General features: G+C 54.4%; 20 protein-coding genes and 3 pseudogenes. 15 read left to right on the top strand and 8 right to left on the bottom strand.

The features are described from left to right. Positions 1 to 18: 18 nt before the first annotated feature. Positions 19 to 900 (top strand): DMT family transporter, encoded by an 882-nt coding sequence (locus PSH91_RS14525; protein WP_257220718.1) that lies wholly within the window; start codon positions 19 to 21, stop codon positions 898 to 900. 477 nt (positions 901 to 1,377) lie between these two features. Continuing rightward, positions 1,378 to 2,634 (top strand): OprD family porin, encoded by a 1,257-nt coding sequence (locus PSH91_RS14520; RefSeq protein ID WP_305466005.1) that lies wholly within the window; start codon positions 1,378 to 1,380, stop codon positions 2,632 to 2,634. A 194-nt stretch (positions 2,635 to 2,828) separates the two neighbouring features. On the opposite strand, the gene PSH91_RS14515 is transcribed toward PSH91_RS14520, so the two are convergent. The 4 genes from PSH91_RS14515 to PSH91_RS14500 form a co-directional block, all read right to left on the bottom strand. Beyond that, on the bottom strand, positions 2,829 to 4,169 hold the full coding sequence (locus PSH91_RS14515; RefSeq protein ID WP_305466004.1) for an OprD family porin: 1,341 nt from the start codon (positions 4,167 to 4,169) through the stop codon (positions 2,829 to 2,831). Positions 4,170 to 4,299: 130 nt separating this feature from the next. Beyond that, positions 4,300 to 4,854 carry an OsmC family protein gene (locus tag PSH91_RS14510; RefSeq protein ID WP_305466002.1) on the bottom strand — a complete coding sequence of 185 codons (555 nt, stop codon included), beginning with the start codon at positions 4,852 to 4,854 and terminating at the stop codon, positions 4,300 to 4,302. Positions 4,855 to 4,970: 116 nt separating this feature from the next. Next, entirely contained in the window at positions 4,971 to 5,591 is a 621-nt protein-coding gene (locus tag PSH91_RS14505; RefSeq protein ID WP_139049944.1) for a DJ-1/PfpI family protein, read from the bottom strand. A gap of 152 nt (positions 5,592 to 5,743) precedes the next feature. Beyond that, positions 5,744 to 6,661 (bottom strand): LysR family transcriptional regulator, encoded by a 918-nt coding sequence (locus tag PSH91_RS14500; RefSeq protein ID WP_305466000.1) that lies wholly within the window; start codon positions 6,659 to 6,661, stop codon positions 5,744 to 5,746. Positions 6,662 to 6,867: 206 nt separating this feature from the next. Here PSH91_RS14500 and PSH91_RS14495 point away from each other — a divergent pair, with 206 nt between their 5' ends. The 12 genes and pseudogenes from PSH91_RS14495 (at position 6,868) to PSH91_RS14450 (ending at position 19,158) form a co-directional block, all read left to right on the top strand. After that, positions 6,868 to 8,043 (top strand): efflux RND transporter periplasmic adaptor subunit, encoded by a 1,176-nt coding sequence (locus PSH91_RS14495; protein ID WP_305465998.1) that lies wholly within the window; start codon positions 6,868 to 6,870, stop codon positions 8,041 to 8,043. Then, a pseudogene (locus PSH91_RS14490) lies at positions 8,040 to 11,247 on the top strand (efflux RND transporter permease subunit). The gene PSH91_RS14495 and the pseudogene PSH91_RS14490 overlap by 4 nt, the downstream one beginning before the upstream one ends. Next, entirely contained in the window at positions 11,244 to 11,864 is a 621-nt protein-coding gene (locus tag PSH91_RS14485; protein WP_305465996.1) for a TolC family protein, read from the top strand. Before PSH91_RS14490 ends, PSH91_RS14485 begins: the two are co-directional and overlap by 4 nt. After that, complete coding sequence (locus PSH91_RS14480; protein ID WP_305465995.1) at positions 11,833 to 12,774, top strand: efflux transporter outer membrane subunit; 942 nt, start codon at positions 11,833 to 11,835, stop codon at positions 12,772 to 12,774. The genes PSH91_RS14485 and PSH91_RS14480 overlap by 32 nt, the downstream gene beginning before the upstream one ends. A 100-nt stretch (positions 12,775 to 12,874) precedes the next feature. Next, entirely contained in the window at positions 12,875 to 13,963 is a 1,089-nt protein-coding gene (locus tag PSH91_RS14475) for an NADH:flavin oxidoreductase (protein WP_305465993.1), read from the top strand. Positions 13,964 to 14,145: 182 nt separating this feature from the next. Continuing rightward, positions 14,146 to 14,919 (top strand): annotated as a pseudogene (locus tag PSH91_RS26745) (cache domain-containing protein); the annotation flags it as partial. A gap of 84 nt (positions 14,920 to 15,003) precedes the next feature. Further along, complete coding sequence (locus PSH91_RS26740; RefSeq protein ID WP_370695197.1) at positions 15,004 to 15,825, top strand: methyl-accepting chemotaxis protein; 822 nt, start codon at positions 15,004 to 15,006, stop codon at positions 15,823 to 15,825. Between the two features lie 94 nt (positions 15,826 to 15,919). Beyond that, on the top strand, positions 15,920 to 16,225 hold the full coding sequence (locus PSH91_RS14465) for an antibiotic biosynthesis monooxygenase (protein WP_139049951.1): 306 nt from the start codon (positions 15,920 to 15,922) through the stop codon (positions 16,223 to 16,225). Further along, positions 16,225 to 16,575, top strand: a complete 351-nt coding sequence (locus PSH91_RS14460; protein WP_139049952.1) for a LysR family transcriptional regulator — start codon at positions 16,225 to 16,227, stop codon at positions 16,573 to 16,575. Before PSH91_RS14465 ends, PSH91_RS14460 begins: the two co-directional genes overlap by 1 nt. A gap of 6 nt (positions 16,576 to 16,581) precedes the next feature. Continuing rightward, positions 16,582 to 17,307, top strand: a pseudogene (locus PSH91_RS26735) (MCP four helix bundle domain-containing protein); the annotation flags it as partial. Positions 17,308 to 17,349: 42 nt separating this feature from the next. Beyond that, entirely contained in the window at positions 17,350 to 18,213 is an 864-nt protein-coding gene (locus tag PSH91_RS26730) for a methyl-accepting chemotaxis protein (RefSeq protein ID WP_370695196.1), read from the top strand. A 33-nt stretch (positions 18,214 to 18,246) separates the two neighbouring features. Beyond that, the gene (locus PSH91_RS14450; RefSeq protein ID WP_139049953.1) at positions 18,247 to 19,158 is read left to right on the top strand and encodes a LysR family transcriptional regulator; all 912 of its coding nucleotides are present in this window, start codon (positions 18,247 to 18,249) and stop codon (positions 19,156 to 19,158) included. 59 nt (positions 19,159 to 19,217) lie between these two features. Here the strand turns inward: PSH91_RS14450 and gstA are convergent, their stop codons facing one another. From gstA to PSH91_RS14435, 3 genes are all read right to left on the bottom strand, one after another. Next, entirely contained in the window at positions 19,218 to 19,820 is a 603-nt protein-coding gene (gstA, locus tag PSH91_RS14445; RefSeq protein WP_139049954.1) for a glutathione transferase GstA, read from the bottom strand. A 12-nt stretch (positions 19,821 to 19,832) separates the two neighbouring features. Then, complete coding sequence (yghU, locus tag PSH91_RS14440) at positions 19,833 to 20,702, bottom strand: glutathione-dependent disulfide-bond oxidoreductase (protein WP_305465989.1); 870 nt, start codon at positions 20,700 to 20,702, stop codon at positions 19,833 to 19,835. A 211-nt stretch (positions 20,703 to 20,913) separates the two neighbouring features. Continuing rightward, on the bottom strand, positions 20,914 to 21,210 hold the full coding sequence (locus PSH91_RS14435; RefSeq protein WP_305465988.1) for a hypothetical protein: 297 nt from the start codon (positions 21,208 to 21,210) through the stop codon (positions 20,914 to 20,916). An 839-nt stretch (positions 21,211 to 22,049) separates the two neighbouring features. On the opposite strand from PSH91_RS14435, the gene PSH91_RS14430 reads away from it, so the two are divergent. Continuing rightward, the gene (locus PSH91_RS14430; protein WP_139049956.1) at positions 22,050 to 23,330 is read left to right on the top strand and encodes a serine/threonine transporter; all 1,281 of its coding nucleotides are present in this window, start codon (positions 22,050 to 22,052) and stop codon (positions 23,328 to 23,330) included. 262 nt (positions 23,331 to 23,592) lie between these two features. Here PSH91_RS14430 and acnB read toward each other — a convergent pair whose 3' ends face one another. Continuing rightward, positions 23,593 to 26,193 carry a bifunctional aconitate hydratase 2/2-methylisocitrate dehydratase gene (acnB, locus tag PSH91_RS14425; RefSeq protein ID WP_047225746.1) on the bottom strand — a complete coding sequence of 867 codons (2,601 nt, stop codon included), beginning with the start codon at positions 26,191 to 26,193 and terminating at the stop codon, positions 23,593 to 23,595. Positions 26,194 to 26,469: the final 276 nt, after the last annotated feature.

The raw sequence follows: 26,469 nt of genomic DNA, 5'->3' as shown, positions 1-26,469 counted from the left end.
ACTTAAGGCGGCCTACGAATGAATGACAACCGCAAGGGCGCGATGGTGGGTGACAGAAGGGCCTGGATTCTACCAGCGTTAGTGAGTCTGTTCGCGTTCGCCGCCAATTCGCTGTTCTGCCGCTTGGCGCTAATTGACGGAGATATCGACCCTGAATCCTTTACTGCAATTCGCTTGTTAAGCGGTGCGATTTTTCTCCTGTTGCTACTTCGTATGAAGAGGCTGAGTAAAGCGGAGGGCGGGAGCTGGAAGGGTGGCGTGTTGTTGTTCATATACGCCTGGTTCTTCTCGATGGCCTACGTCGAACTCGGTGCCGGCATAGGCGCATTGATATTGTTTGGCACTGTGCAAATTACCATGGTCACGTATTCCTGGTGTAAAGGAGAGCGGGTCAGCTACAGCGTAATGGCGGGTATGCTAATCGCATTCAGTGGTTTGATCATTCTGCTCCTCCCGGGCTCGACTACGCCCGAATTCCATGACTCGATGATGATGGCAATTTCCGGGATCGCTTGGGGGGCTTATTCGCTTATTGGTCGTGGGGCCGTCAACCCAATTGCTGATACCTCAGGAAATTTTCTGAAAAGTTTGCCATTTCTGACTTGTCTGTTATGGGGTGTAGTGTCGGGAGAGGGCCCGCACATGAGTGGCGCTGGTTTGGTGTACGCCGTGGCATCGGGTGTATTAGCTTCCGGCGCCGGATATGCAATCTGGTATGGGGTTGTAAGGCGAATTTCCGGACACCACGCCGCCATACTTCAGCTGAGTGTTCCGATCATTGCGTCTCTCGGGGCCGTCATTTTTTTGGGTGAGTCTATTTCATCGCGCTTGTTGATTGCTACGATCGCAGTGTTAGGAGGAGTTGCACTATCTCTGGCTTCGTCTCGCAAAAAAACGTAGCGCTGCATTGGTAAAAATTTCCTTAACCGCTTCTGGAGAAATCAAACTTAGATTATCACGCTAAGTGATAGGTGGGTTGAGCGACTTTTTATGTTTGACTTAGAAGTGAAATGCAGACATGGTCAGCGCAGCTATCATTCACAATGATAAATCTAGCTCAAGGCAAAAAAACCGCCTGGTGACAGGCGGAAAACCAAAGGATGGAGCACAGATCATACCGGCCTCTCAACTCGGCAACACCTGCTTTCCACGGATATAAATTTACCATGTAAATGGACCTATTTTTATTATTTGCATTGATATCCATAATTAAAGAATATTGCTGTACCAAGACCGTCATCAGTTGTATTTATCGGCTCGCAGCATATGCTGGCATTTCTAATGCCAGTCACGCCTGCATCAGTTGCCATCTATTCTGGGCAACCCTCACGTAAGTGTTCTGCCAATAATAATCCAAACGGTTTCTTGGGAGCATCTATGATTAATCGTAAAACTATCGCGTTGGCGTGTACGTTATTCTCAATCAACGCACCGATTGCATCCGCCAGTGAGCAGTCCGAGTCCAAAGGGTTTGTCGAGGACAGCAACCTGAAATTGCTGTTGCGTAACGCCTACTTCAACCGTGATTACAAGAATCACGCCAACGACGCCAAAGTATGGGGTCAAGGCTTTATCAGTACGTTTCAGTCGGGCTTCACCCAAGGCACCATCGGGGTGGGGGTGGACGCTTTCGGTCTGCTTGGCGTCAAGCTCGACAGTGGTCGGGGTCGAAACTACAAAGCCTTTTTTGATACCGATAGTAATGGGCACCCGGTGGACGATCTGTCGGAAGCTGGCGCTGTTCTCAAACTGCGTATTTCCAACACTGTCCTGCGCTACGGTAACCAGTTCCCGTCGATGCCGGTGCTGGCGTATGACGACTCTCGTCTATTGCCCGAGGCGTTTACCGGTACGCTGATCACGAGCAAGGAAATCGAAGGACTGGAATTGAATGTCGGGCGATTTACCGCCGATAGCCCGATGGGTGATTCAGCGCGGGATCCGAATCGTCTGAAGAGCATCGACGTGATCGGTGGCACTTACGGCGTCAGCGACGCTTTGAGTGTCGCGGTTTATCACTCCGACGTCGAGGACACCTACAGGAAGTACTATGGCAACGTGAACTATACGGTGCCGTTTTCCGAACTCCAAGCGTTGAACCTGGACTTCAACATCTATCGCACTGACTACGATAATGGCTCTCAAGCCGCGCTGGATTTTGGCGGCGATGGGGTAACCGACAGCAACACCATCTGGAGCCTGGCGGCCAAGTATAGCATCGGGGCGCATTCCTTCATCGTTGCTCATCAGCGTAACAGCGGCGATGCAGGTTATGCCTATGACTATGGCGATGGCGGAAGCACTATCTATGTAGCAAACTCATACTACTCCGACTTCAACCTGAAGGACGAACGGTCCTGGCAATTAAGCTACGAGTTGGACTTCGCGGAGTTCGGACTACCGGGACTCACCTACAAGACTGCTTATGTGCGCGGCAGCAACATTGATGCTGGCGGCGAGCAGGACGGCACCGAGCGTGAGTTCTTCAATCAGGTCAAATACGTTGTTCAGGACGGCACGTTGAAAGATATGTCATTCAAGTTGCGCAATTCGATCTACCGGGCAGACCGCGATGTCGGTCCCAACCTGAATGAAGTCCGGGCCTTTATCGAATACCCGTTGGACGTGCTTTAATCGATTGCGCCGTTCAGCCATTGCAATTTCCGGGCATTGAGTAACTTGGAGATGTGTGGAAATGGCTACGGCACAAACCTTCGCACCGTTCTTAAATCGGTGCGAATGTCCAAACAGATTCCGTCGAAAAAAAACAGCGCATTCAGGGTATGAATGCGCTGCGAGGTATCTCGAAAAGGCAGAAAGTTTTAAGGTTATAGTAGCGGGATGGAGTAACTGACGATCAGGCGGTTTTCATCCTGGGAGCGCGTGTTTGGCAGCTCAGTGCGCCAAGTGGCGTTTTTCCACATCAGGCCTAGGTTCTTAAAGGCGCCAGACTGAACAACATAACCAACGGTCAAATCCCGTTCCCACTCTGAGGCGTCATTAGCCGCTTTGCGACCTGCCGCATTCATGGTATCGATATTGTCTCCGCGTACGTAGACCACGCCAGCAGTCAAACCAGGCACGCCAACTTTAGCGAAATCATAGGAGTAGCGTGCTTGCCAGGAGCGCTCGCCGGCTCGGGCAAATTTCTGGATTTGCATGTCGCTGATGATGTATGCCGAAGAGCCATCGCCCAGATTCAGCCAAGGGAAGTCGCTACTGCCGTTACTGACTTGATAACCACCGCCGAAGGTATGACCGGCTACCGAGTACAAAAACAGGCCACTGTATAAATTGTTATCGATCTTACCCTTACCGCTGGGCGCGTGATAGTTGCCAGTGGTGTAGTAAGTCGAGTCGTGACCATTGGCACCGTCATCGGAGCTGTTGAAGTAACGCATGTCGGACTTCAGAACACCCGAGCCGATTTCCCAGTTGTGAATCAACCCCACAAAATGCTGCTTGTAAAAATTGTCCAGGTTTCCGTAATAGTACTGGGCAGTCAGATCCTTTGTGATTTTGTAGTCACCGCCTGCGTAAATAAACTTGTTGCTGTCACGCCCCGATGCAGTGCGGCCATTAGCGCCCGCGATCGAAAATTCTTCGTTGTTACTCGAGTTACGACCCTTGACGTGCTCGATCTGACCGCCGACCAGCGTTAGGTCCTTGATGTCGTTCGAAGTGATCTGACCGCCCTGGAAGGTCTGCGGCAACAGGCGACCGTCGTTGGTCACGATGACTGGCAGCTTCGGCTGCAGGGTGCCTAGCCTCAATTCAGTCTGCGAGATTTTGGCTTTAGCGGTCAGGCCCAGGCTGGAAAAGTTATCAACTGCTTCGCCGTTGGACTTGCTTGGGAAAACTATACCGCCATAAGCGTTGTTGCTCGCACCGTTCGTACCGCCACCCGAATCAAGTCGTACGCCCAGCAGGCCTATTGCGTCTACGCCCAAACCGACCGTGCCCTGGGTATAACCGGAGGTAAAGCGCAGGTCGAAGCCTTGCCCCCACTCCTCATATTTACTCGGCCCGGTACCATCACGGAAGTCTTGGTTGATGTAGAAGTTACGCAGCCCCAATGTAGCCTTACTATCTTCGATAAAACTGGCGGCGCTTGCGTTCTGGGCGAGCACGACCGAGGCGACCGCTAGGGACAAAGTGGATCGATACATGTGGAGCACTCTATTTACTATTATTGTTTTGTGCACAGAGCAGAGCCGACACAGCGAAGGTCGGCTGCAAATTGAGAAGGATTAGTCCGGGGTTAAAAACGATAGCAATCATTGACTCAACTAATTGCTATTAGTCGGATATGACTTCCAGTTTGGGAACCATACGGATGGCCTTTGAGAAGTTGGCCAGATTGACCGAGGTTTTGGTGGCTACGCGATGCAACTCTTCCACTTTCTCGGTCGATGCATCGGTATGAATGCGAACAACGAAGCTTACCTCGTCATAACCTGGATTGACGTTCTCATCCAACCCCAGAAATCCACGCAGGTCCAGTTCACCATCGGTTTCAATTTCGAGGCTGTGAATAGTGATCCCCATCACCGAAGCATTCACTGCATAGCCAACGGACAGACAGGCGTTCAACGCTGCCATCAGTAATTCTTGTGGGTTTGGCGCAGTATTTTCCCCCAACAGTTCCAGTGGCTCGTCGGCCGCAATTTCAAAGTGACGAGGGTGATCTTGACCACTCAGGTGATAGCGGCTCACAGTCGCCACGCTGCGGGTTTGATGCTGCCACTTGGTCTTTACGTTGAAGCGCGCATGACGTTTTGATACATCTTGCTTGATGCTTTGCGCAAAACCTTGCAGGGCAGGGACATTGATACCGTTGAGGAAGTTACTCATGTCTAAATCCTGTTTGAGTTGTGGGTGAAATAAACACGACTTAATTGACGGGCGAGTTTCGTCCGGCAGTTAAATCTTGATCGCCTTCAGTTAAGGTTTTTTAATGCGGTACTTAATTAAACTTGAGCGGTTTCGTACCAATGTCTATCTGGTGTGGGAAATCGCATGATTTTGCGAATAGTGTCGGCGTTAGATTTGTTTGTCAGCATTTCAATTAACAAAAAAGCAACTTCCGATGCGGTGCCAGGACCGCTGGAGGTAATGATGTTTTTGTCGCGGACGATTGGCTGATCAATGAACATTGCCCCTGTGTCGACAAGCTGCTGCTTCCTGCGCCCACCGACTTGATGATAAATCGTAGCCTTCCTGTCTTGCAGCGCTCCGGCATGTCCCAGACTCAGTGATGAAACACAAACGCTCGCAACAATTTTCTGTACGTGGATAAAGTGCTTGATAGCGGCTAGATACGGTTCACTCAACGCTTCCTCGTAGAATCCGCTGGGTTCGAACCCCCCAGGTAGCGCCAGTGCATCAAATTCATTGAGGTCCAAATCTGCCAGCATTCGGTTTGGCCGAATAGTGATATCGAAAGTAGAAACGATTTCTGGCCTGAGTCCCGCCATTACCAGTTCAATTCTTTCATCCCCTAGCAGATCAGCCCAACCGAGGATGTCGGTAAACGCAGCCATTTCCATTGGCTCAACTCCATTTGCGAGCAGCATCAAGACCTTTTTCACACTCTTTCTCCATCAACGGCAGGCGTCAGCCTGTCTACCGGATTAATGGGCGGGATACTTGATGGTTTGCTCCTCGGTTACAACCCTCGGATTTGCAATAAATAATTCCACTGTGTGAAAAAAAAGCGTTGGGGGGCAGCGCCATGTGCCGTTCATGTCGATCGCCAACCAGGTTCTGCCTCACGAACGACATCGGCTACCCAGTCCACGAACGCTCGCACGGTGGGTGAAAGGTGACGGTTTTTGGGGTAGATGACAGACAGCGGAACTGAAGGAGCGGAGTAGTCGGTCAGTATGGGCTGAAGGCGGCCACTCATGAGGTGCTGAATCACCATGTAGCTTCCTGCGCGAATGATCCCCAATCCTTCGAGGGCGCATGCTACGTACGCATCCGTATCGTTGACGATGAGGCGCTCCGGCATCCTGATACAGCGGTCCTCGCCATCCACAACGTAGTGCCATTCCATCGAGCGTGCCGTTCGACTCGATAAGTAGCCCACGGCTTGATGGCCGGCCAAATCCTCAAGGGACTTCGGCGTCCCGTGAAGAGCGAGGTACTCCGGCGAGGCGCATGTTATCCAGTCAAAGCCGCCAATGCGTTTTGCAACCAGCGTCGAAGAGTCTTCAGGGGTTCCCGTACGGATGACGCAATCAATACCCTCCTGAACCAATTCGACGGTTCGGTCAGACATTGTCAAAGTCAGTTCAACGTCTGGAAAACGAGACTGGAAGTCCTTGATCGAGGGCAGGACAACAAGGCGCGCGAGGGACAGTGTCATGTCTACTCGCAAGCGGCCACGAGGCTTTCCGGCAGATCCCGGGAAGCTGGACTCGACAGCCTCAACGTCGGCCAGTAATCGCCTGCAGTGGTCGTAATAGAACGTGCCATCCGGGGTCAGGCTGATATGGCGAGTGGTCCGTCTTAACAGACAGACGCCGAGAAATGCCTCCAGATCTTTCACCGCGCGCGTTACCCGCGAAGGTGGTAGGGAAAGACTATCGGCGGCCCGACTGAAGCTGTGCATTTCGACGACGCGAGTAAAGATTTGCATTGATTGGAGGCGGTTCACTTCATCACTCCTTACCAAAATTTGTTCTCATTCAAGCAATAAGTATGACTTGTTTTTCTTGAGTTTTACCTATTTATGCCACTTTTGCGCGGACGAAAGGTGGTAATTATTCCAAAAAAGGCAATAAATTTACCCAGGTTTTGATCTAGATGTCCATGCGAAGCGTGCTCAGACTCCAAGCTATCCAACTTGGCTAGGCACATCACATGAATCCCTTGAAGAAACATCATCTAGCGGTCCTGACGGTTGCCATCGCAGTGATTGGCGGCGGGAGTGTCCTCTTGACTAATGGTTCGCAAGTACACGCAGAAGCAGCCGCGGTACTGCCGACCGTGAAGTACCAACCAGCACTGCAACGTGCGGTGTCGGACTCGCAGGACTACACCGGTCGCCTCGAAGCGGTGGACGTCGTAGACGTGCGACCAAAAGTGCCGGGAACGTTGCTGACCGTGCATTTCAAGGCCGGTCAGCATGTTCGTCAGGGCGAGCTTCTTTTCACGATTGACCCGGCGCCGCTTGAGACCCAGGTGCGTCAGGCGCAGGCGAACCTATCCGTTACTGAAGAGCGCAAACGGCTTACGGAACTCGAGCGGGCTCGTGGGAAAAGGCTGATGGAGTCGAACTCAATCGCGCGCAGAGAGTTTGACGTGCTCGACAATGCGGCCCGAGAGGCGGCGGCATCTTTGAAAGGAGCGCAGGCTGCATTGGCTGAGGCTCAATTGCAGCTCAGCTACACACAAGTGAGGGCGCCGATTGCAGGGCGTATCTCACGCGCGGAAATCACGGCGGGCAACGTAGTAGGGGCAGGCGGGGACGCGACACCGCTCACCCGAATTGTTTCTGACGACAAGCTCTACGCGTCTTTCAACGTGGACGAGCAGAGCTACCTGCGAATCATCGCACCCTCGCTGCAGGCCGGTGCGCAACCGGTGGTCAAAGTTGGTCTTGCTAACGATAACGCCTACCCCTACGCGGCCATCATCGAGGCGATCGATAACCAGATGGATACTCGTTCGGGAACGGTGCGAGTTCGCGCCCGGATTGACCGTGTGAGCCCCGAAATGCTCCCGGGTCTCCAGGCAAGAGTTCGTCTTCAGGGAGGGAAGCCTTACAACGCCGTGATGGTCGACGATGCCGTCGTGGGTACCGATCAAGACCGCAAGTACGTGCTGATCGTGAACGCTCAGAACAAGGTCGAACGGCGTTTCGTCGAGCTCGGCGTTCTCCAGGGAAAAGAACGGGTTCTACGCAGCGGAGTTGAAGCGGGTACCAGGATCATTGTGGACGGAGCATTCCGGGCTCCACCGGGTTCCGAGGTATCTGCGGTCGCCGCCGACGTTCAGAAGGAGCCCGTCAGTGCCTCAATCGGAGGCCGGTCGTGAACATCTCTAAATTCTTCATTGATCGTCCCATCTTTGCGTGTGTGCTGTCTGCGCTGATCCTGCTCGCTGGGATAGTTTCCGCGTTTAATATGCCGGTCTCGGAATACCCACAGGTCATTCCTCCCTCAGTTGTGGTGCATGCTCAATACCCGGGCGCGAACGCAAAGACCATCGCGGAAACAGTTGCGGCACCACTGGAGCAGTCCATTAACGGTGTGCAAGACATGCTGTACATGGATTCGAAAGCCAGCGGTGACGGACACCTGTATCTGACGGTGACTTTCAAGCTCGGAACCGATCCCGATAAAGCTCAACAGTTCGTGCAAACGCGTGTGTCCCAGGCTCAAGCGCGACTTCCCGAGGATGTTCAACGGCTGGGCGTTACGGCAATTAAGAACTCGCCCATCATCACCATTGCCGTACACATGGTTTCGCCGAATGGCACCTACGACAATAACTACGTGAGCAACTACGCGATCCTCCACGTGAAGGATCGTTTGGCAAGAATTGCAGGTGTTGGTGAAGTGTCGATCTGGGGGCCTGGGGGTTATGCCATGCGTGTGTGGCTGAACCCAGCCGCGCTGGCTGAGCGTGGACTGAGCGCCAACGATGTTGCCGACGCCATTCGCCGTCAAAACATTCAGGCCGCAGTCGGTACCATCGGCAGCGCACCTACGCCTTCGGACACTGCCTTCCAGCTTAACGTCAACGCCGACGGGCGACTCAAATCCCCTGAAGAGTTCCAGAGGATTGTCATCAAGTCCGATGCTCGTGGGGCGATCACTCGGTTGGGTGATGTCGCTCGAGTAGAGCTCGGCGCTGAGGACTATGGCATCCGTGCAACACTGGATAACGCACCCGCCGTCGCAGTGACAGTGCAAGAAGCGCCTGGGGCAAACTCGCTGGAGATTTCTCGCGAAGTGCACCGAGTCATGGAGGAGCTCGAGAAGGATTTCCCGCAAGACCTGATTTACCGCGTGGTGTATGAGCCGAGTCGTGCGGTCCAAAGTGGTATCGATGCGGTTGTCGAAACACTTCTCGAATCCGTGGCGCTGGTAGTACTGGTTGTGTTCCTGTTCCTGCAAACATGGCGTGCATCGATCATCCCGTTGCTGGCAGTGCCGATATCGATCATCGGCACATTTACCTTCTTGCTGCTGGCTGGATACTCCATCAACACGCTGTCGCTATTTGGGCTGGTGGTCGCGATAGGAATTGTGGTCGACGATGCCATCGTGGTGGTCGAAAACGTGGAGCGAAACATCGCGCGCGGGCTCAGTCCCCGTGAGGCGACGTACCAGGCGATGCGAGAGGTCAGTGGTCCTATCATTGCCATCGCTCTGACCCTGTCCGCTGTTTTCCTTCCGCTGGCTTTCCTCAGTGGGTTGACCGGTGAGTTTTACAAACAGTTCGCGGTCACCATCGCCATTTCGACACTGATCTCTGCCGTGAACTCGCTGACGCTGTCCCCGGCGCTTTCGGCCTTGCTCTTGAAGGGACATGGCGAAGCGCCCGATGCCGTGACTCGTGTGACGCACAAACTGTTTGGCCGCTTCTTCGGACGCTTCAATCGGACCTTTGATCGAGCCTCCGTTGGATACGGTGGGAAGCATCGGTGGTTTGGTAAAGCACAAGGGCGCAATGCTCGTGGTGTACGCCGGATTGCTCGCTGCTACCTGGTGGCTTACGGGTCATGTTCCCGGCGGTTTTGTCCCTGCACAGGACAAGGAATATCTAGTCAGCCTCGCCCAGTTGCCGGAAGGATCGACACTGGATCGCACCGAAGCAACCATGAACCTGATGAATGAGATGGCGCTCAAACATCCTGCGGTCATGGGGACCTCGGCCTACAGCGGCCTTTCGATCAACGCGGTAACGAAGAGCTCCAGTACTGCGCTGAGCTTCGTTCTGCTCAAACCGTTCAAGGACCGCAACGGCATCAGCGCCAATCAGGTGGCGGCCGACCTGGCCCATGAGTTCAGCACTATTGGTAACGCCTTCACCGGTATTTTCCCACCTCCGCCGGTCTATGGTCTGGGCACGCTGGGAGGCTTCAAGTTACAGATCGAGGATCGGTCGGACCTGGGCTATGAGGAACTGTACAAAGCGACTCAGGCCTTCATCAAAAAGGCGTCCCAAGCGCCGGAACTCGGCCCGCTGTTTTCAACCTACACGGTGAACGTTCCTCAGCTGAAGATTGATATCGACCGTGCAAAAGCGCTCCAGCTCGGTGTGGACACGCCAGCGATATTCGATACGTTGCAAGCTTTCCTTGGTTCGTATTACGTCAATGACTTCAACTTCCTTGGGCGTGTCTATCAAGTACGGATGCAGGCCGACAATCAATACCGCTCCAAACCGGATGACATTGGGCAACTGCACGTACGCAGTGAGTCCGGACAGATGATCCCGCTCGCCTCAGTGGCGAAGGTGAGTCAGACCTACGGTCCAGATCAAGTCGTTCGCTACAACGGTTTCACGGCGGCTGACATCGGCGGAAGTCCCGCCCCCGGCTATTCATCGGACCAAGCAATGGCCGCTATTCAAAGGGTCGCTTCCGAAACGCTGCCAGCCGGCATGACCTATGAATGGACCGACCTGACGTATCAACAAATCATCGCAGGCAACACCGCGGTCTGGATTCTTCCGCTCTGCGTCCTCCTGGTGTTCTTCGTCCTGGCCGCTCAGTACGAGAGCCTGACGCTGCCGTTGGCCATCATCCTGATCATCCCAATGAGCATCTTCTCCGCATTGCTCGGCGTATGGCTCACAAAGGGTGACAACAACATTTTCACGCAGATCGGTCTCATCGTGCTCGTGGGCCTGGCGTCGAAAAACGCCATCCTGATTGTCGAGTTTGCCCGCGAGCTGGAGATAGCCGGGAAATCCACGGTCAACGCAGTGATCGAAGCCTGTCGGCTGCGTCTGCGGCCGATCCTAATGACTTCAATCGCCTTCATCATGGGCGTCATTCCTCTCGTCTTGTCCACGGGTGCAGGCGCGGAGATGCGCCAGGCGATGGGCATTTCAGTTTTCTTTGGAATGATTGGCGTCACGCTTTTCGGTCTGTTCCTTACACCGCTGTTTTACGTGGTCGTTCGGGCACTTGGCGGAGGAAAACCATTGCACTCTGCAGCGCATCACAAAGCTCCGGCCCTCGCCCCTCATCATCTTGAACAGAAGCAGCCGGAGGGCCTGGTATGACCAATCGAATCCACACACGCCTGCGTGGGGCACGCGCGAACAAGAGTGCAATTGCACTGGCGATCGGTGTGTCGCTTCTGACAGCGTGCTCGTTGAAGCCCGTCGAGAACAGACCGGACTTCGACGTGCCGGCGAATTTTGCAGAGTCCCATCACCAGGCACTTGTCCCATTGAAGCCTACTGAAGAGCCTGGTCGATGGCAGCCGGCAGAACCCGCGGACCAGCAAAAACCTTCTCCATGGTGGAAGGTGCTGGGCGACCCTACGCTTGAGCAACTGGAAGAGCAGGCTCTCGTAGCCAACCCCGATGTCACCATCGCAATGGCGCGGCTCAAGCAATCACGGGCCCTCACTGCCCGAAGCCAGGCAGCCCGTTTCCCGGACGTAGACCTAGGCTTCGGCCCGACTCGCCAGCGCACTTCAGGTGCCGCTGACGGGTATGGAGATGGCGCGCCAGGAACCACGCAAACATTGTGGCGAGCGCAGGCCACCGTGGGCTACGAAGTTGACCTTTTTGGTCGTGTCTCGGCAGGGGTCGCAGCCGCACAGGCTGATGCAGCTCAGCAGCAAGCATTGGCCCCATCAGATGTTGCTGCTGGTTCAGGCCGACGTCGCTAGAACCTACTTCAGCCTGCGGCAACTGGAAGGTGAACATCGTTTGCTACGGGAAACTGTAAAGCTTCGGGAAGACACCGAGACGCTGTTGCAACGAAGACTTAGTGACGGCGACGTGGCCAGCTATGTTGTCGACCAGGCAAAGACAGAACTGTTCTCTGCGCGCGCTGAACAATTGGCGGTGGAGCGTCAGTACGCACTGGTCGCGCACGCGTTGGCGACTTTGCTGGGCAAGCCTCCGGCGTCGTTCACACTTGAGCCAAAACCCTTGGAAAACGTCACCGTTCAGATTCCGCCAGGTATCCCATCGACGTTACTTGAGCGTCGACCGGACATCGCAGCCGCGGAGCGAGCTATGGCCGCCGAGAACGCCAGGGTCGGCGTGGCAAAGGCGGCCTTTTTCCCTTCGCTCTCGCTCACTGGGGCTGTGGGCTATGAGTCGACGGATCTGGGAAATCTGACCAATTGGTCGCAGCGGACTTTCCTTTTGGGTCCATTGGTAGGAACGGCCTTGAGCTTGCCCATCTTTGATGGCGGAAGACGTGAGGCCGACATCGCCCGCGCCCGTGCAGCCTACGAAGAGAGGGTCGCTGAGTATCGCAAGACCGTACTCCAGGCCTTCCGCGAAGTTGAGGACTCATTAGTGTCCATCAGGACCCTGGATGAGCGAATCGTCCATCAGCGCGGTGGAGAAGAAGCATCGTCCCGCGTCGCACGATCTGCGCAGCAAAGATTCGATGAGGGGGATGTCGACTACCTCGTGGTGGTTGATGCGCAGCGTACCCTGCTGCGTAGTCAGCAATCGCTTATCCAGTCAGAAGGCGAGCGTGCTCGAGCGACCGTGGACCTGGTGCGCGCACTCGGAGGGGGCTGGCAAGTCTCCGACGTTGAAAAGCCCGGGACGAACGGCTGACAGGGAAGGGGGCGAAGGGCCTTTCGAACTCGTCTGGCCCTTTACCCGACGCTGCTGGTCGATGTTGGTAAGACGCACTTGTCAGTTGGAGATTTTTTACATGTCCGTTTCAGATTTATTCAAACCGCTCACGCTCTTGCATGGCCCGGCAATGAGAAACCGTTTCATGCTGGCCCCGCTTACCAATCAACAGAGTGGGCGTGACGGTCTCGCGTCCGAATTCGATCAGGAATGGATCAGACAGGTTGCGCAAGGTGGTTACGCATTGATGCAAACCTGCGCCACGCATGTAGAGGAAACGGGTATCGGATTTGACCGGCAGTTGGGCATCTTCAGCGACGCTCATCTACCAGGTTTGACGCAGATGGCCACTTCGATTCGTGAAGGTGGCGGTCTCTCTGCGGTGCAACTGCACCATGCGGGACACCGCGCAAATCCGTTGCTGGGAGGCGTTCCAGCGCCTGCTTCCGATTACACAGTACCGGGCGTCAGGGCGTTGTCGACTGAAGAGGTTGAGCGCATTCGCGACAGCTTCATTGCCGGCGCGAAAAGAGCCGAGTTGGCAGGGTTTGATGGTGTCGCAGTTCACGGTGCTTTCGGATGGATTCTGTCGGAATTCATGTCCCCGCAATTCAACGACCGTACAGATAAATATGGCGGTAGCCTTGAGAACCGTGCTCGCCTCACTCTTGAAGTCATCGAAGGTATTCGACGCGAATGTGGTCCTGACTTTCAGATCGGCTGGCGATTGTCGGTCGAGCGCTACGGGCTGCTTCTGGAGGAACTGCGTGATATTACCGCGGATATTCTGGATCGCGAGGTGATCGACTATCTGGATCTGGCTCTTTGGGACTCCGCTCAAATAGTGCAAGACGGGACGTTCAGGGGGCAGAGCATGCTGAGTGTCTTCACAGAGCTTCCGCGTAGGGGAGTAAGGGTAGGGACAGCAGGCAAGATCATGAGCGCCCAGCGTGCCGGGCAATTGATGGACGAAGGGTGCGACTTTGTGTTGATTGGTCGGGCCGGCATTCTTCAGCGCGACTTCCCTCTTCAAGTGCAGGCAAACCCCTTCTATGACAGTCCGAAACTTCCAGTGACGGCTGACTATTTGCGCAAGGGCGGGTTGAGCGAGCGATTTATCAATCACATGCGCGGATGGCAGAGCTTTGTTCTACGTGGAAGTCTGTGAGATCAAGGGCGTCAGGAACATTGCTCAGAATTAAACGACGGGGTGCTGGATAAATATCTGGTATCCATTCTATTGATCAGTAAGCGCCTTCAAGAGTTTATTGAGCGATTCAATTTTTGTCGGCTAAGAATCTTCACATAAGAAAATATCGATGGTTTTTATCCTATTAAGGGGAGGGCGCCGTGTTTCTTAAATTTCGCAGTAAAGTCATATTGCTCGCCGTTATTCCGAGCTTTTCTCTGGCGCTGATCATCAGCGGAATAATTTGGTTTGTATTACAAAGTCTGGCGGCAGAGGAGGTCGAGCAGACAAGGGAGTTGCTTCTGGAAGAGCGCAAACTTGCCCTCAAGAATTATCAGCAAATCGCAGAGGCTGCTATCAAGCCAATTTACGATGCCTCGGCCCAGGGAGATATGGAGGCTCGCAAACAAGCCATTGCCATTCTCAAGACGCTCCAGTTCGACAAGACGAGTTATTTTGCTGGGTATACGTCCGGCAGTGTGCGTGTTTTTTGGTCTGATAAAGACCAGGATATTGGAAAGGATTTTTCGGACGTCAAGGATGCCAACGGGATCTATGTGATTCGCGGCCTCGTCGCCGCCAGTAAATCAGGGCCTTCATTTTTCAGATATGACTGGCCAACGCCGGGCAGTGACAAGCCAGTTCCAAAGATCGGTTATTACCATTACCTTCCTAAATGGGATATGTCGTTTGGCACTCAAGTCAATCTGGATGACGTAGAAGAACGTGTACAGATCATTGCGACTTCGATGCAGACGCGCTTGGGTGCTTCTGCCGCAATGATCGTAACGGTAGTGGCATTGCTGCTGCTGATCGTTGCAGTCGTAGCTGCTTTCCTGGGTAATGGCTTGGTTAAACCTATCTTGATAATCAAGCAGAATCTCGATGATATCGCTGCCGGAGACGGTGATCTGACACGCCGTCTGCCCGACGGAAACGACGATGAACTAGGCGCACTGTCGAAGTCCTTCAACCGATTTGTCGAAAAAATTCATGGGCTGGTCCGACAGATTTATGAGATGACAACTCAATTGGCACTGTTGGTCGACAATGTATCTATTCAGGCTTCTCGTTCCGAAAAAGCGATGGCAGGGCAGCGACTTGAGACCGATCAGGTTGCCACCGCCATTCACGAAATGTCCGCGGCAGCTCAACAGGTTTCTGCCAGTGCGCAAAGTGCTTCGCAGGCTGCTCGCGAAGGCTCCGATGTGAGCAGCGAAGCCAAGTCTGTCGTGAACAAGAGCATCACCAGCATCCATGCATTGATTTCGGATGTTAACCAAACGAATGCTTCGCTCGACAACCTCCGTTCAGATGTTCATTCGATCGCGAGCGTTGTGGACGTTATCCGATCAATTGCCGAACAGACAAACCTGCTGGCACTCAATGCTGCAATCGAGGCAGCGCGAGCAGGAGATGCTGGCCGTGGATTTGCTGTAGTGGCAGATGAAGTACGAGCGCTTGCCAGTCGTACCCAGCAAAGCACCGTAGAGATCAACGAAATGATCAGTTCATTGCAGCGCGGCGCCGAAGAAGCGGTGGTCGCCATGGCGCGCTCCAGCGAGTCCGGCGAGACCACCGGGAAGCTGGCAAATCAGGCCGGAGAGTCATTGGACTCGATTGCGCTGTTGATCGAAACCATCAACGACATGAACGCACAAATTGCCAGCGCTTCAGAAGAGCAGACATCGGTTGCCGAGGAAATCAATCGCAGCATGACCGCTATTGCCCACGCAGTGGATGCTGTTGCAGATGATGCGTTGGTCGGTGCGAACACAGCACGAAAACTTACGGACCTCGGCGAACGACTACGGTTACAGGTCAAGCAATTCAAGATTTGATGGATCTTTGAAGTGTAAAACCTTTCATAGTTATAGCCGACGTTACAGTTCTGTCCGGAGAAGCAGGTCAAAGTAGTTTAATAGGGGTATTGCCATGTTAATCAACGCTGTCAGCACTCTTGAAATCGAAATTGCAGAGGGCAATGTAAGCGATCTAAAATGCTGCGTTGCCAACTACATCTCTAGATTTGAAAAAATGCCCGGCTGCTTGGCCTACGGGTTAGCTCACAGTGCATTGTATCCTAACCTTTGGTTGCTGAGTGGCTACTGGGAAAACAAGGAAACGATGCATGCTCATTTTATCGCTTCAGAGTTCAACACATTAATTTGGATGATTGGCCAGCGTTCACTGGGTGTTCGGTTCGCCAGCTACTTTCCGCATACTGGCGGAGAAGCTTGATGCCAATTGATCAAACGATCTTCCACAAGTTTGACCTCAATTCGTTAGTGACGTTTTTGGTGATTTATCAGGAGAGAGGAGTATCCAGGGCGGCCAAATCGCTGAAAGTGACGCAACCTGCAGTCAGCAATGTGCTGAGCAAACTCCGGGCGAGATTTGATGATCCGCTCTTCATTCCTTGCGGGCGAGTGGTGCGACCGACCCATAAGGCAGATTTGATTGCTGAAGTGCTGGCACCCGCGATGATCATCGTACAAGAGCTCATCACTCAGGATGCGATAGATAAAGGAGCTGTATGCCCGACGACACAACAGACGAAAGCAGAAAATTTCAGCCTGACAGGAAAATAAATAAAAATGTTTCCCAAGTATAAATTCTCAACGAAATTGCAGAGTGCTTTTTTTTTATGTGCCTGTATCACGCTGCTCGTTGGATCAATTGGAATTGCGGGAGTCGGACGGTTAGCAGACGCGTTGTCGAAGACCTATTCTGAGGATCTGATAGCGGTCTCCAGCGTGGGAAATATATTGAGCGGGGTGACGGCACACAATCGGGGGGTCTATCGCTTGATAAACGCCAAGGCGCTGAATGCTCCCGAGGCCGATATCCAAAGACTGCACAGCGAAATAACAAACAGTCTTGACACTGCAGAACGAACGTTGAGCGCTTCGCGCGATCTTCTTCAGGGTAAAGATAAAGATGTTTTCAAGAATATTGACGAGCGCTGGTCGAGCTATGTCGCCACCTCACGCAAGGCTCTCGAGCATATCAATAATGGTGAAATCGAGGTTGCACAGAAGCAGCTTGATATCGGGAACCTCCATGTTTTTAGAGAGCTGCGACAGAATTTGCGAGAAATGGTGGCTCACAATGACAAAGGTATTCAGGACGGCGCCAAGCGGGCCATGGAGCTGCGTCAGACTGTATTCTCTCAGTTGATCATCGGTATCGTTGCCGCCTTTTTATTTGCCTTGGGCACTGGCGTCATCATTACGCGCATGATCACCCGCCCACTGGCCGAAGCCGTGGCAAGTGCCGAGCGTATTGCCAGTGGCGATCTCACGCACCCGATTTGCACTGAGCGCTCTGATGAGGCAGGCCGACTCCTGGCCGCGTTGAGCGATATGCAGATCAGTCTCAAGAATACACTGCTGGAAATAGCGAGCGCAGCGGATCAACTGGCGACATCCTCAGAAGAACTGAGCGCCGTTACCGATGAGAGTACACGTAGCCTGATCCGGCAAAATGATGAGATTCAACATGCCGCGACTGCTGTCACGGAGATGACCAATGCTATAGAACACGTGGCCACAAATGCGGTGTCCACATCGGATGCCTCACGACACGCCACAGACGAGGCGGAGGATGGGCGCAACCAGGTCGAGCGGACAGTCGACGGCATTCATATCGTACTAAGTGATATTCAGAGGTCATCCGAGACAGTTACTGATTTGGCTTCGCGTGTGCACAACATCAGTGGGGTCCTGGATGTGATCCGCAGCATCTCCGAACAGACCAATTTACTGGCGTTGAACGCTGCGATTGAAGCAGCGCGCGCTGGCGAACAGGGCCGAGGATTTGCGGTGGTCGCCGATGAGGTCCGTGCGCTGGCTCATCGAACGCAAGCATCAACGGTCGAGATTGAAACCATGATTGGCGCGGTGAAGACCGATGCCGACAGCGCCGTGGCCGCGATGGGCAAGAGTCTTGCGGTGGCAACGGCTACCCAAAACAAGGCGCGTCAGGCAGGTATCGCGCTAGAGCAAATCGCACGAAACGTCTATCAGATCAACGAACGTAACCTGGTGATTGCCTCCGCCTCCGAACAACAGGCGCAAGTCGCTCGGGAAGTCGACAAAAATCTACACAACATCCAACAGCTTTCTGAACAAACCACCGCCGGAGCGAACCAGACGGCAGGATCCAGTCGAGAACTGTCCCACCTTGCGGCCTCATTCAATATGATGGTTTCGAAATTTAAACTGTAAAAAGCGATTGGCTTCGTGCACTCAAGGAACAAAATGAACAAATTCCAAGCAATGGAGGTGTTCGTCCAGGTGGTGGATACCGGCGGATTCAATCGTGCGGCTGAAAACCTGAAGCTTCCCAAGGCAACCGTCACCACCTTGATACAGTCGTTGGAAACTTCTCTATCGGTGAAGTTGTTGAACCGAACCACCCGTCACGTCAGTGTAACTTCCGATGGGGCTGCCTACTATGAGAGGTGCGTACAGATCCTTTCAGACGTTCGCGATGCCGAGGACTCATTAATACTAAACCGCCTGAATCCATCAGGGCGTCTGCGCGTCGACGCTCCTACCGGCCTGGCCAGCGACGTGATCATTCCTGCTCTTCCTGATTTCTTCGCGTTGTATCCGGATATCCGATTGGAACTGGGTTGCAGCGATCGTCCGGTTGACCTGGTGGAAGAGGGCGTGGATTGCGCGATACGCGGTGGTCGTCGCTTGGCTGACTCTCGGTTGATTGCGCGCCGGGTTGGAACCATGAATTACGTCACTTGCGCCTCACCCGCCTATCTGGAGCAACACGGGCGACCAACGCACCCCGACGATCTTGTGCATCATCGCTGTGTGAATTACTTCTCCTCCCGTGGGGGTAAACCCTTTGATTGGTATTTCACGCGAGGAGGTGAAAGCGTTCAGGTCGCGCTATCCAGTCACATTGCGCTCAGCGACAGTTATGCTTACACGTGCGCGGGCCTGTCAGGGCTGGGTATTGTGCAAATGGCCAATTTTTTGATGACATCCTTTATCGAGGACGGACGATTAATTCCGATACTGGAAGACTGGACCAATGAACCGCTACCTATTCATGTCGTATATCCGCAGAACCGTCACCTTTCGGCCAAGGTTCGCGTGTTTGTGGAGTGGATCGCGGATCTGTTTTCCAATCACCCGACGATGCGTGAATAAAGACCTGCAAAACTCCACATTACAAATAACCATGGAGCTTTGCAGAGGCGCTTATTTAATCAAAGCTGTTCGGCTGCTAAAGCATCGCGAACGCTTGGCCGCTGCTCCATTCGGGCCATGAATTTCTGAATGGAGGTGTATTTGGATAGGTCAATATTCACTCGTGGTGCCCAAGTCAAAACGTTGTATAAGTAAGCATCCGCGATTGAAAATTTGTCGCCTAAAATATAGTCGTTGTTAGATAGGTGCTTTTCAATATATTCAAAATGAACGCTCATGTTGCCTTCCGCAAAACGGATCTTTGACGCTCCATCTACAAACGATGAAAACATCACGCCCATGCCTTTATGCAAATCAGAAGCTACAAAGTTTAACCATTCCAGGGCCCTATAGCGCTCCCAGGTACCAAATTCAGGTAAAAGTTTACGCTCAGGGTTGCCATCTGCAATCCATTGCAAAATTACCGCCCCTTCAGTAAGGACGTCTCCGTTCTTTAATTTCAAGGCCGGCACGTAGCCTTTTGGCGTTACCTTGTAATAATTACCTTCAATAGTCGTTTTGGTGGCGAAGTCGACTTTGATAAGTTCAAATTTCTGCTCGGACTCGCGCAATGCGATTTGTGAAGCAAGGCCGCAAGAGCCAGGCGCAAAATAAAGTTTCACAGTACCTTCCTTCTATTTTATCAACGATTCAAAATCACGTGCATCATGACGCTCTCGCAAGAACTCGCCCGGAGCTCCTGAGATGCGGTTAACGACTCTGCCGCGCGCAACTGCGGGTCGTGCGGCAATCGCGTGATACCAGCGCAGCAGATGCTCGTATTCCTCTACAGCGAGAAACTCGTGTGCGGCGTAAATACCGTAAAGACTGCCGGGGTACCACGGCCAAACAGCCATATCTGCGATCGTATATTCGTCCCCCGCAAGGAATTCATTTGATGCCAGGTGAGTGTCTAGGACATGCAGCTGTCGTTTGGTTTCCATCGCATAACGATCGATCGCGTACTCGATCTTGATTGGCGCATAGGCGTAGAAATGGCCTAGGCCACCGCCAACGAAAGGAGCGGATCCCATTTGCCACATCAGCCAGTTGAAAGTCTCGGCTCGTGCTCTAGGGTTAGTGGGCAGGAACGCGCCGAACTGCTCCGCAAGGTAGACCAGGATCGAGCCGCTCTCGAAAACCCGCGTAACGGGCTCCGTTGTATGGTCCACAAGCGCTGGAATCTTGGAGTTGGGGTTGATATTGACGAAGTCGCTGCCGAACTGGTCTCCTTCGAAAATATCTATCAGCCATGCATCATATTCAGCACCCGAATACCCTGCCGCCAGTAGCTCCTCCAGCATGATCGTGATCTTCTGACCATTCGGCGTTCCCTGCGAGTAAAGCTGTAGGGGGTGTTTACCTACCGGGAGCTTTTGTACGAACCGGGAACCTGATACCGAGCGATTGATGCTGGCAAATTGGCCGCCGTAGGTGGTCTTCGGACTCCAGACCTTAGCCGGCATGTAGCCTGCGGGCAGGTTCTCATGAGAATTGTCTGACATCGATTACTCCTTATGTCGGAGATATTCAGAGTGTTTAAAAGGCCGTATGAAATACCATAAAGCGAATTGCAGTAAGCTCGCGTCGAAATGCTATCGAGGCTTGGGGAATTGATATATAGCCAGAGCGCGAATTCACAATTCACCAATTCGAATAATGTCGTGGCGTGATGGGTGTAGAAAGTTTAACTCCATCAAATGTGATACTCGTGAATCAAGGAGGATTTTTTCCGCCACACGCGAGCGTCACCTCTGCAGTAGCCCTGCCTTCATCAAACACCGCGAGCAGCTTTTTACCTGTCTCGCTTCCGTTGTCATAATCCAGAATTATTTTATGTGCTCCATTAGGAGTAATTGCGAAGATCCTATCGAGCATAATGTGAATGCCCCAAAAATTTCCTAAAGGATCGAAAATTATTTCATCGATACAACCACGGTGGCTGTCAGGGCCAAAGACTTGGCGATCGGTCAGAGAGCCATCGTTGAGTACACGTAACCTTGAAACTCGCATTGCGCAGGTCTCGGCAACGTATAACCACTCTTGATAGGCGTCTAGTCTGATTTAATTTGTAAAATTAAATCCATCGACAACGACTCTCAATCTTCAATTTTCGTATAAGGCAGTATAACCGCCGCAGACATTGGGCCCATCGCCTCCATCCAGTTTTTAATGCGTCATGTTGAGCTTTAGGGTTAGCCATCCAGCTCGACCGCGACAGCAATAACCGTCCTTCGGGGCGTTTAGAGGCTGACGTCGGGAAAACTTATGAGACGTCAGCGCGCGGGCTCCTAACGTGTTTATCTGCCACGGCGCAGACACATCCAGATCCAGGCCGAAGCGACATGTGCTCCGCGATAAGACTCATCATCAAGAAGGGGTCTATCGATCACCTTGTAAATCAGGTCTCGCTAGCTGGAAGGAGCCTCTTTCCCAACCTGTTTAGCCGTGGCGCGAACGGTTTGTTCGGTTCCGTAGATACGAGGTGGCAGCAGAAGGGCTATAGGTATCGTGCTGATCAATCATCAGAGCGGCCATAAATCGGGGGATCAGGTGCGCGAAGTGTTTGAAATCATCCGCTCAAGTTATTACCCCCACCTGATGTCGGCGGGGCTCTTATCGGCATTCCAAGGATCGTGAAAAAGTCAGAAAAATTCTGAAAACCTATGAAATGAAAGCGCCAGCAAATGCTTTCGCAGTGAGCTACTTACAACCGCTCCTCAGCTAAGTCTTTGCTTCTGCTCGTTAATCCCGGACAATCGCGCCCCTGTTTCGGCCAGGGCGCTGCCTGTCGGGGTTTTCCGACTCGTCCTGGTCGGGTGCATGTGACCGGAATACGGAGAGCCGACCGGATGAATGATCAGGCCACTAGCGTCGAAGAACGCTTTGAAACGACAGCCCCAGCTACGCTCAGCCAGTGGGGGCGGCATGACACTACTTGGATGTTGGGCCTGTTTGGCACCGCCATCGGTGCAGGTACTTTGTTTTTGCCCATCAACGCCGGCCTCGGCGGTTTCTGGCCGTTGTTGATCCTGGCGTTGCTAGCCTTTCCCATGACGTTCTACGCCCACCGGGGGCTGACCCGTTTCGTGTTGTCCGGCCGTGAAGGCGCGGACATCACTGACGTGGTGGAGGAGCATTTCGGTATCAAGGCCGGTGCACTGATCACGTTGCTGTACTTCTTTGCAATTTTCCCGATTCTGCTGATCTACAGCGTGGCGCTGACCAATACGGTGGGCAGCTTCCTGGAGCATCAACTGCATATCCAGCCGCCACCTCGGGTGGTGCTGTCGCTGGTGTTGATCCTGGGTTTGCTGGCAGTGGTGCGATGCGGGGAGCAGGCGATCGTCAAGGCCATGAGCCTGATGGTCTATCCGTTTATCGTAGCGTTGCTGTTCCTGGCGGTGTTTCTGATCCCGCACTGGAACGGTGGCATCCTGACCACAGCGTCCACGCTGCCTGAGCCTTCGGCGCTGCTGCACACTTTGTGGCTGGCGATTCCGGTGATGGTGTTCTCGTTCAACCACTCGCCGATCATCTCGGCGTTTGCGGTGGATCAGAAGCGTCGCCATGGCGATAACGCCGAAGTGCGCAGCTCGCAGATCCTCTCGCGCGCCCATGTGCTGATGGTGGTGATGGTGCTGTTCTTTGTGTTCAGTTGTGTTTTGACGCTTTCCCCGTCGCAACTGGCCGAGGCCAAGGCGCAGAATCTGTCGATCCTGTCGTACCTGGCCAACCACTTCAGCAATCCGACCATCGCTTTTGCCGCGCCATTGATTGCGTTCGTGGCGATCTCCAAGTCCTTCCTGGGGCATTACATTGGCGCCAGCGAAGGCCTCAAGGGCCTGATCGTCAAGAGCGGTCGGCGTCCGGCGGCAAAGACCCTGGACCGTCTGACCGCGGCGTTCATGTTGGTGGTGTGCTGGATCGTCGCCACCCTTAACCCGAGCATCCTGGGCATGATCGAAACCCTGGGCGGCCCGGTAATCGCGGCGATCCTGTTCCTGATGCCGATGTACGCCATCCAAAAGGTCCCAGCCATGGCCCGTTACCGCGGCCAGGCGTCCAATGTATTTGTCGCGCTGGTGGGGTTGGTGGCGATTACTGCGTTGGTCTACTCCCTAATGGCCTGATAACACAGGCCCCCTTGTGGAAGCGGGCTTGCTCGCGAAAGCGGTGGTTCAGTTGGCATGGATGCTGGCTATCCGGTCGCCATCGCGAGCAAGCTCGCTCCCACAGTGTGTCCGAGGTGTTCATAGGCATCGCATCCACCGAAAGTCCCCTGTGGGAGCGAGCCTGCTCGCGATGGCGTCAGTTCAGGTTGCATCGAAAACAGGCATAAAAAAACGCCGCCCCTCGCAAGAAGGGCGGCGTTTTTAGTCGAGCGTTGAAGCCTTAGGCTTGAACGACCGGGATGTTGGCATTGGCAGCCGCTTCACGGAACTCGGCGATCTGGTCGAAGCTCAGGTAGCGGTACACGTCCGCTGCCATGCTGTCGATCTTGCCGGCGTATTCCATGTACTCCTCGACGGTCGGCAGGCGACCCAGGATAGACGCCACGGATGCCAGTTCGGCCGAAGCCAGGTAGACATTCGCGCCGTCGCCCAGACGGTTCGGGAAGTTACGGGTCGAAGTCGACACCACGGTGGAGTTCGGTTCCACGCGTGCCTGGTTACCCATGCACAGCGAGCAACCTGGCATTTCCATCCGTGCACCGGCCTTGCCGTAGATGCCGTAGTAGCCTTCTTCGGTGAGCTGGTGAGCGTCCATCTTGGTCGGCGGCGAGAGCCACAGACGGGTTGGCAACTGACCCTTGACCTGTTCCAGCAACTTACCGGCAGCGCGGAAGTGGCCGATGTTGGTCATGCACGAACCGATGAACACTTCGTCGATCTTCTGCCCAGCGACGCTGGAGAGCAGGCGGGCATCGTCCGGGTCGTTCGGCGCGCAGAGCACAGGCTCCTTGACGTCGGCCAGGTCGATCTCGATGACTTCGGCGTATTCGGCGTCCTTGTCGGCTTCCAGCAGTTCCGGGTTGGCCAGCCAGGCTTCCATCGCCTGGGCACGACGCTCCAGGGTGCGGGCATCGCCGTAGCCTTCGCCGATCATCCAGCGCAGCAGGGTGATGTTCGATTGCAGGTATTCGGCAATCGATTCCTTGGACAGCTTGATGGTGCAACCGGCAGCCGAACGTTCGGCCGAGGCGTCGGACAGTTCGAACGCTTGCTCGACGGTCAGGGTTTCCAGGCCTTCGATTTCCAGGATGCGGCCGGAGAAGGCGTTCTTCTTGCCTTTCTTCTCGACGGTCAACAGACCTTTCTGGATCGCGTAGTAAGGGATGGCGTGAACCAGGTCACGCAGGGTGACGCCTGGTTGCAGCTTGCCCTTGAAGCGAACCAGGATCGATTCCGGCATGTCCAGCGGCATGACGCCAGTGGCGGCGGCGAACGCCACCAGGCCAGAACCGGCCGGGAACGAGATACCGATCGGGAAACGGGTGTGGGAGTCACCACCGGTGCCGACGGTGTCCGGCAGCAGCATGCGGTTCAGCCAGCTATGGATGATGCCGTCGCCCGGACGCAGGGACACGCCGCCACGGGTCATGATGAAGTCAGGCAGGGTGTGGTGAGTGGTCACGTCGATCGGCTTTGGATAGGCCGCGGTGTGGCAGAAGGACTGCATCACCAGATCGGTCGAGAAGCCCAGGCACGCCAGGTCTTTCAATTCGTCGCGGGTCATCGGGCCAGTGGTGTCCTGGGAACCGACGGTGGTCATCTTCGGCTCGCAGTAGGTGCCCGGACGAACGCCGGTCACGCCGCAGGCCTTGCCGACCATTTTCTGCGCCAGGGTGAAACCCTTGGTGCTTTCGGCCGGGGCTTCCGGCTTCTTGAACAGGTCCGAAGCGGGCAGGCCCAGCTCGGCACGTGCCTTCTCGGTCAGGCCGCGACCGATGATCAGCGGGATACGGCCGCCGGCACGCACTTCGTCCAACAGGACCGGGGTCTTCATTTCGAAGGTGGCCAGGACTTCATCAGTGCCGTGCTTGCAGACTTTGCCAGCATGCGGGTACAGGTCGATCACGTCGCCCATGTGCATGTTGGACACATCGAATTCGATCGGCAGGGCGCCGGCGTCTTCCATGGTGTTGTAGAAAATCGGGGCGATCTTGCTGCCGAAGCAGAAACCACCGGCGCGCTTGTTCGGCACGTAAGGCACGTCGTCACCGAAGAACCACAGCACCGAGTTGGTGGCTGATTTACGCGACGAACCGGTACCGACCACGTCACCGACGTAGGCGATCGGGAAGCCCTGGCCGCGCATCTCTTCGATCTGCTTCATCGGGCCGGTCTTGCCTTGTTCATCCGGCACGATACCGTCACGGGCCATTTTCAGCATGGCCAGGGCGTGCAGTGGGATGTCCGGGCGGGACCAGGCGTCAGGAGCCGGGGAGAGGTCGTCGGTGTTGGTTTCGCCGGTAACCTTGAACACCCGAAGGCTGATCTTGTCGGCCAGCACGGGGCGGTTCTTGAACCACTCGCCGTCGGCCCAGGATTGCAGCACGCCCTTGGCGTGAACGTTGCCATTGCGGGCTTTTTCAGCCACGTCGTGGAAGGCATCGAACATCAGCAGTGTGTGCTTGAGTTCTTCGGCGGCTACGGGCGCCAGTTCGGCGTCGTCCAGCAGGTCCACCAGGGTCACGATGTTGTAGCCGCCCTGCATGGTGCCGAGCAGTTCAACGGCGCGCTTCTTGTCCAGCAGAGGGGATTGGGCTTCGCCTTTGGCCAGGGCGGACAGGAAACCGGCCTTCACGTAGGCGGCTTCGTCGACTCCAGGCGGAACGCGATTGGTGATCAGGTCAACGAGGAAAGCTTCTTCGCCAGCCGGAGGATTCTTCAGCAGCTCGATCAGGCCTGCGGTTTGTTCGGCGTTAAGCGGCTGGGGAACGATACCCAGTGCTGCACGCTCTTCGATATGTTTGCGGTAGGCTTCAAGCACAGTTATTACCCTCATCAGTGGTCCCAAATGGGTGTCCGGGACGCTCATCCAGAAACCCACGGTACTCATGCGCGTCGGAGGCTTTTTGAGCCACCACGCCAGAGTTTCCGCGAGTTCCTCACAGAAGCTGCTTTCAAAGTTTTACGCCTGCAGAACGGGGAGCTGATGAGGGTTGGCGTTGGGCTTTCCCCGCTGGAAAGACCCTCGGCCAACACCGCTCTGAAGGAACGACTGTGCTCGTGACGCTTTGAAAACAGCTTCTAACGGACATTGGCG

Source organism: Pseudomonas sp. FP1154 (genome assembly GCF_030687245.1).
Classification (GTDB): Bacteria; Pseudomonadota; Gammaproteobacteria; order Pseudomonadales; family Pseudomonadaceae; genus Aquipseudomonas; species Aquipseudomonas rhizophila.
This window is presented reverse-complemented; position numbering and strand designations above follow the sequence as displayed.

What these genes read in the sequence shown, in the direction of transcription:
- PSH91_RS26730 (WP_370695196.1), top strand. Translation starts at nt 17,350, where the DNA reads ATGCAGATCAGTCTCAAGAATACACTGCTGGAAATAGCGAGCGCAGCG.
- PSH91_RS14475 (WP_305465993.1), top strand. Translation starts at nt 12,875, where the DNA reads ATGTCCGTTTCAGATTTATTCAAACCGCTCACGCTCTTGCATGGCCCG.
- PSH91_RS14430 (WP_139049956.1), top strand. Translation starts at nt 22,050, where the DNA reads ATGAATGATCAGGCCACTAGCGTCGAAGAACGCTTTGAAACGACAGCC.
- PSH91_RS14515 (WP_305466004.1), bottom strand. Translation starts at nt 4,169, where the DNA reads ATGTATCGATCCACTTTGTCCCTAGCGGTCGCCTCGGTCGTGCTCGCC.
- PSH91_RS14525 (WP_257220718.1), top strand. Translation starts at nt 19, where the DNA reads ATGAATGACAACCGCAAGGGCGCGATGGTGGGTGACAGAAGGGCCTGG.
- PSH91_RS14435 (WP_305465988.1), bottom strand. Translation starts at nt 21,210, where the DNA reads ATGCGAGTTTCAAGGTTACGTGTACTCAACGATGGCTCTCTGACCGAT.
- PSH91_RS14510 (WP_305466002.1), bottom strand. Translation starts at nt 4,854, where the DNA reads ATGAGTAACTTCCTCAACGGTATCAATGTCCCTGCCCTGCAAGGTTTT.
- yghU (WP_305465989.1), bottom strand. Translation starts at nt 20,702, where the DNA reads ATGTCAGACAATTCTCATGAGAACCTGCCCGCAGGCTACATGCCGGCT.
- PSH91_RS14460 (WP_139049952.1), top strand. Translation starts at nt 16,225, where the DNA reads ATGCCAATTGATCAAACGATCTTCCACAAGTTTGACCTCAATTCGTTA.
- PSH91_RS14450 (WP_139049953.1), top strand. Translation starts at nt 18,247, where the DNA reads ATGAACAAATTCCAAGCAATGGAGGTGTTCGTCCAGGTGGTGGATACC.
- PSH91_RS14480 (WP_305465995.1), top strand. Translation starts at nt 11,833, where the DNA reads ATGTTGCTGCTGGTTCAGGCCGACGTCGCTAGAACCTACTTCAGCCTG.
- PSH91_RS14495 (WP_305465998.1), top strand. Translation starts at nt 6,868, where the DNA reads ATGAATCCCTTGAAGAAACATCATCTAGCGGTCCTGACGGTTGCCATC.
- PSH91_RS14520 (WP_305466005.1), top strand. Translation starts at nt 1,378, where the DNA reads ATGATTAATCGTAAAACTATCGCGTTGGCGTGTACGTTATTCTCAATC.
- PSH91_RS14485 (WP_305465996.1), top strand. Translation starts at nt 11,244, where the DNA reads ATGACCAATCGAATCCACACACGCCTGCGTGGGGCACGCGCGAACAAG.
- PSH91_RS14465 (WP_139049951.1), top strand. Translation starts at nt 15,920, where the DNA reads ATGTTAATCAACGCTGTCAGCACTCTTGAAATCGAAATTGCAGAGGGC.
- PSH91_RS26740 (WP_370695197.1), top strand. Translation starts at nt 15,004, where the DNA reads ATGACAACTCAATTGGCACTGTTGGTCGACAATGTATCTATTCAGGCT.